Source organism: Micromonospora sp. NPDC051925 (assembly GCF_044548625.1).
Classification (GTDB): Bacteria; Actinomycetota; Actinomycetes; order Mycobacteriales; family Micromonosporaceae; genus Micromonospora.
In genome coordinates, this window is sequence record NZ_JBIUCH010000051.1 from 1 (window position 1) to 5679 (window position 5679).

The 5679-nt window shown below is 68.7% G+C and carries 3 protein-coding genes; all 3 read left to right on the forward strand.

Annotated elements, in window-relative coordinates; genetic code table 11:
• Nucleotides 1-175: 175 nt before the first annotated feature.
• The gene (gene mmsA / locus ACIG87_RS32195) at nucleotides 176-1714 is read left to right on the forward strand and encodes a multiple monosaccharide ABC transporter ATP-binding protein (RefSeq protein ID WP_396855394.1); all 1539 of its coding nucleotides are present in this window, start codon (nucleotides 176-178) and stop codon (nucleotides 1712-1714) included.
• Nucleotides 1711-2961: a multiple monosaccharide ABC transporter permease gene (gene mmsB, locus ACIG87_RS32200; protein WP_396855395.1), complete on the forward strand. Its 1251-nt coding sequence runs from the start codon at nucleotides 1711-1713 to the stop codon at nucleotides 2959-2961. Before mmsA ends, mmsB begins: the two co-directional genes overlap by 4 nt.
• 355 nt (nucleotides 2962-3316) lie before the next feature.
• Complete coding sequence (locus ACIG87_RS32205; protein WP_396855396.1) at nucleotides 3317-5419, forward strand: family 43 glycosylhydrolase; 2103 nt, start codon at nucleotides 3317-3319, stop codon at nucleotides 5417-5419.
• The last annotated feature ends 260 nt before the right edge of the window (nucleotides 5420-5679 follow it).

Genomic DNA, 5679 nt, shown 5'->3' on the forward strand with positions numbered 1-5679 from the left:
ATCCCCCAAAACCACACACCCCACTCTCGGCGTGTTGCCCCCCCGGCTGGGGGCCGGCCTTGGGGGGCGGGCCCCCCCCCCCCACTTCTTCCGGGGGGGGGGGGGGGGGGGGGGGCCCCCCCCCCCCCGACGCATCGAAAGCCCGCCTCCGGCTTCGACGATCAGGACGCTGACCATGGACGACACCATCCTCGAGATGCGACGCATCACGAAGACCTTCCCCGGGGTCACCGCACTGCAGGACGTCTCCCTCGCGGTGCGTCGAGGGGAGATCCACGCCATCTGCGGCGAGAACGGCGCCGGCAAGTCCACCCTGATGAAGGTGCTCTCCGGGGTGCACCCGACCGGCTCCTACGACGGCGACATCGTCTTCGACGGCAAACCGGTGCACTTCCGGGGCATCCGCGACAGCGAGTCTCACGGCATCGTCATCATCCACCAGGAACTCGCGCTGGTGCCGTACCTGTCGATCGCCGAGAACATCTTCCTCGGCAACGAGCGGCGCGGGCCGGGTGGCCTCATCGACTGGAACCGGGCCAACGCCGACGCCGCCGAGCTGCTGGCCTCGGTGGGCCTGCACGAGAACCCGGTCACCCCGGTCATCCAGCTCGGCGTCGGCAAGCAGCAGCTGGTCGAGATCGCCAAGGCGCTGTCCAAGAAGGTGCGACTGCTCATCCTGGACGAGCCGACCGCCGCGCTCAACGACGTCGACTCGGCGCACCTGCTCGATCTGCTGCGACGGCTGCGCGACCGGGGCATCACCTGCATCCTGATCTCGCACAAGCTCAACGAGGTCACCGCGATCGCCGACTCGACCACCGTCATCCGCGACGGGCACACGGTGGAGACGCTCACCATGGCCTCCGGGGAGGTCACCCAGGAGCGGATCATCCGGGGGATGGTCGGCCGGGACCTGGACAGCTTCTACCCCGACCGGGTCTCGTCGCCGGGGGAGGAGGTGCTGCGCATCGAGAACTGGAGCGTACGGCACCCCACCCAGGAGCGGCTCGTCGTCGACAACGCCAGCCTGAACGTGCGGGCCGGCGAGGTGGTCGGCATCGCCGGGCTGATGGGCGCCGGGCGTACCGAACTGGCGATGAGCGTCTTCGGCCGGTCGTACGGTCGGGACGTGCGCGGTCGGCTGTTCGTACGCGGCCGGGAGGTACGGGCGCACACCGTCGCGGAGGCCATCGACCACGGCATCGCCTACGTCACCGAGGACCGCAAGCGCTTCGGCCTCAACCTCATCGACGACGTCCGGCGCAACGTCTCCGCCGCCGCGCTGGGCCGGCTCGCCCGCTTCGGCTGGGTCAACGGCAACGAGGAGATCAGGGTCGCTGAGCAGAGCCGGCGCGAGATGAACATCAAGACGCCCAGCGTGATGGCGGTGGTCGGCAAGCTCTCCGGCGGCAACCAACAGAAGGTCGTGCTGTCGAAGTGGCTGTTCACCAACCCCGACGTGCTGATCCTTGACGAACCGACCCGGGGGATCGACGTCGGGGCGAAGTTCGAGATCTACACGATCGTCAACCGGCTCGTCGCCGACGGCAGGGCGGTGATCCTGATCTCCTCGGAGCTGCCGGAGCTGCTCGGCATGTGTGACCGCATCTACACCCTCGCCGCCGGCCGGATCACCGGCCAGGTGCCGGTGGCCGAGGCGACCCAGGAGAACCTCATGGACCTGATGACGAAGGACAAGGAGCGCGTGGGATGACCAGCGTCAAGACCTCATCGCCGCCGTCCCCGCAGCCCACCGGGAAGAGTCCGGGCGTCGCCCTGCACGCCGGCACCAGCGACCTGCGGGCGCTGGTCAGGAACAACCTGCGGCAGAGCGGGATCTACGTCGCCCTGGTCGTCATCGTCGCGCTGTTCGCCGTGCTCACCGGCGGGGTGTCGCTGAGCCCCGGCAACATCACCAACATCGTCCTCCAGTACTCCTACATCCTGGTGCTGGCGATCGGCATGGTCATCATCATCATCGGCGGGCACATCGACCTGTCGGTGGGATCGGTGGTCGCCCTCACCGGCGCGGTCTCCGCCGTGCTCGTCATCCAGCAGGGCCTCCCCTGGTGGGTCGGCATGTTGGCCGCCCTGGCGGTGGGCCTCGCGGTCGGCGCCTGGCACGGTTTCTGGGTGGCGTACGCCGGAATTCCGGCCTTCATCGTGACGCTCGCCGGCATGCTGCTGTTCCGGGGCCTGACCCTGCGGGTGCTCGACAACATCTCGCTCTCGCCGTTCCCCGCCGAGTACCAGCAGGTCGCGGCCGGCTTCCTCAACGGGCTGCTCGGCGGGCAGGGTTTCGACGCCTTCACCCTGCTGATCGGCGTCGTCGCGGTGGCCGGGTACGCGGTGAGCGGCTTCCGCACCCGGGTGGCCCGGGTCCGCTACCAGCAGCCCGTCGAGTCGTTCCCGCTGTTCGTCGCCCGGGTGGTGCTGGTGGGGGCCGTCATCATGTACTTCGCCTGGCAGTTGGCACACGCCCGGGGCCTGCCGATCGTGCTGATCATCCTGGCCGCGTTGGTGCTGTTCTACGGCCTGCTCACCCGGCGTACGGTCTTCGGCCGGCAGGTCTACGCGATCGGCGGCAACCTCTCGGCGGCGATGCTGTCCGGGGTCAAGGTGCGCACGGTCAACTTCTGGATGTTCGTCAACATGGGCTTCCTGGCGGCGGTGGCCGGGGTGATCTACTCCTCGCGCTCCAACGGCGCCCAGCCCGCCGCGGGCAACATGTTCGAACTCGACGCGATCGCCGCCGCGTTCATCGGTGGCGCGGCGGTCACCGGTGGGGTCGGCACGGTGGTGGGTGCCATGGTCGGTGGTCTGATCATGGCGGTGATGAGCAACGGGATGCAGCTCATGGGCATCGACCAGTCCATCCAGTCGGTGGTGAAGGGGCTGGTGCTGCTTATCGCCGTCGCCTTCGACGTCTACAACAAGCGCCGCGCCGGCTCCGCCCGCTGAGGCGGCGCGCCGGTCGTCGGCCATCCGGTTCCGGGGCAGGCACCCCCCGGCAGACAACCCCGTGACGCGTCGGGCTCACCGACGGTGTTGCGGGGTTGGCTGCTGTCTGCCGCCGGTCCGTGTCCCCGATGTTTCGGCTTGACGAACATCATGTTATCGCTCACAGTCTATGTCTAGTGGGAGTCGGGCCCGCGGTGGTTGGTCGACCTGCGCCATCGTCGTCAGCTCGCGTCGCGGGACATCGCGGACGCGTCGTCGAGTGAACGCTGACATCGACAAGCATCAAACAATGTGTCGACGGAGCCCCGGACGCGGTTCGGGGCGACCGTCGATCGACCGTTTGCGAAGGAGGGTCATGGTTACCAGGAGCGCGGTACCGATCGGGGTCCGGCGAGGGCGTGGCTGGTGGTCACGGGTCGTCGCCGGACTGTTGGCGGTGCTGGTCGGCGGTGGTCTCGTCGTGGTCGAGTCGACCGGGGCGGCTGCGGCGACGGTGGACACCAACGCCTCGTACGTGTTGGTGAACCGCAACAGTGGCAAGGCGTTGGACCTCTACAACCGGGCCACGACCGACGGCGCCCGGATCACCCAGTGGACGCGAAACGACGGCGCGTGGCAGCAGTGGCAGTTCGTCGACTCGGGCGGCGGCTACTACCGGTTGAAGTCGCGGCACTCGGGCAAGGTCCTCGACGTCTACAACTTCTCCACCGCAGACGGCGCGTCGATCGTGCAGTGGGCCGACGGCAACGGCACCAACCAGCAGTTCCGGCTCGCCGACTCGACCGACGGGTACGTGCGACTGATCAACCGCAACAGCGGCAAGGCGATGGAGGTGCAGAACGCCTCGACCGCCGACGGCGGCAACATCGTCCAGTACAGCGACTGGGGCGGCACCAACCAGCAGTGGCAGCTCGTCCGCGTCGACGGCGGCACCACCCCCACCACGCCGCCCACCACGCCACCGGCGAGCGGCTCGTTCACCAACCCGGTGGTGTGGCAGGACTTCGCCGACGTCGACGTGATCCGGGTCGGCGACGCGTTCTACCTGTCCGCCTCGACCATGCACTACTCGCCGGGCGCCCCGATCCTGCGCTCGTACGACCTGGTCAACTGGGAGTTCGCCGGCCACTCGGTGCCCAAGCTGGACTTCGGCGCGAAGTACGACATGTCCGGTGGCCGGGCGTACGTCGACGGGATCTGGGCGTCCACGCTCAACTACCGACCGAGCAACCGCACCTACTACTGGGCCGGCTGCATCGACTTCGCCAAGACCTACATCTACACCGCCGCCGCGGTCGACGGGGCCTGGAACCAGCACGCCACCATCAACAAGTGCTACTACGACGCCGGCATGCTGGTGGACGACAACGACACCATGTACGTCGCCTACGGCAACACCCAGATCAGCGTGGCGCAGCTGTCGGCGGACGGCAAGAGCGAGGTCCGCAGCCAGCAGGTCTTCTCCACCCCGTCGAGCGTGGGCACCCTGGAGGGGGCCCGGTTCTACAAGCGCAACGGCAGCTACTACATCTGGCTCACCCGGCCGGCCAACGGGCAGTACGTCCTGAAGTCGTCCAGCCCGTTCGGCCCGTACGAGATGCGGCAGGTGCTGCTCAACATGCCCGGCCCGATCTCCGGCGGCGGCGTGCCGCACCAGGGCGGGCTGGTGCAGACCCCGGGCGGACAGTGGTACTACATGTCGTTCGTCGACGCCTACCCCGGCGGCCGGGTGCCCGCCCTGGCCCCGATCACCTGGACCGCCGACGGTTGGCCGCAGATCCAGACGGTCAACGGCGGCTGGGGCGCCTCGTACCCGAATCCGCTGCCCACCCGGCCGGTCAAGCCGCTGACCGGCACCGACACCTTCACCGGCAGCACCCTCGGCCCGCAGTGGGAGTGGAACCACAACCCGGACAACACGAAGTGGTCGGTCAACAACGGCCTGCGCTTGCAGACCGCGACCGTCACCAACGACCTCTACGGCGCCCGGAACACGGTCACCCACCGCATCCAGGGACCGACCTCCACCGCCACCGTCGAACTCGACTACTCGGCGTTGCGCGACGGCGACCGGACCGGCCTGGCCGTGCTGCGCAACTCCTCCGCCTGGATCGGCGTCAGACGCGACAACGGGGCCACCCGCGTCTCGATGACCAACAACCTGACCATGGACGGCAACTGGAACACCACCAACACCGGTGCCGAGATCGCCTCGGCCCCGGTCAGTGGGGGCCGGATCTGGCTGCGGGCCACCGCCGACATCCGACCCGGTGCCGGCCGTCAGGCCCGCTTCTCCTACAGCACCGACGGCACCACCTTCACCTCGCTCGGCAACGCGCTCACCCTCGACAGCAACTGGCAGTTCTTCATGGGCTACCGGTACGCCATCTTCAACCACGCCACCCAGGCCCTCGGTGGCACCAGCACGATCCGGCAGTTCCAGCTCACCACTCCCTGACCCACCCGGCTCCGGCCCGGAGCCGTCGTGATCGTGCCGGCGGGCCTCGCTGATCGCGGCCCGTCGGCACGGCCGGGACCAGGTGTCGATCCCGCACCCCGGGCTCCGGCCACCCCGCACCGGCACGCGGAATGGGGCTGCCCCGATCGGGGCAGCCCCATTCCGCGTGTTTTGACCGTTTTTGGGCAGGGTGGTCTTGGGTGTGGTGTGGGTGTTTGGTGGTGCTGTGGGGGGTGGGTGGTTACTTTCCCTTGTGGAGG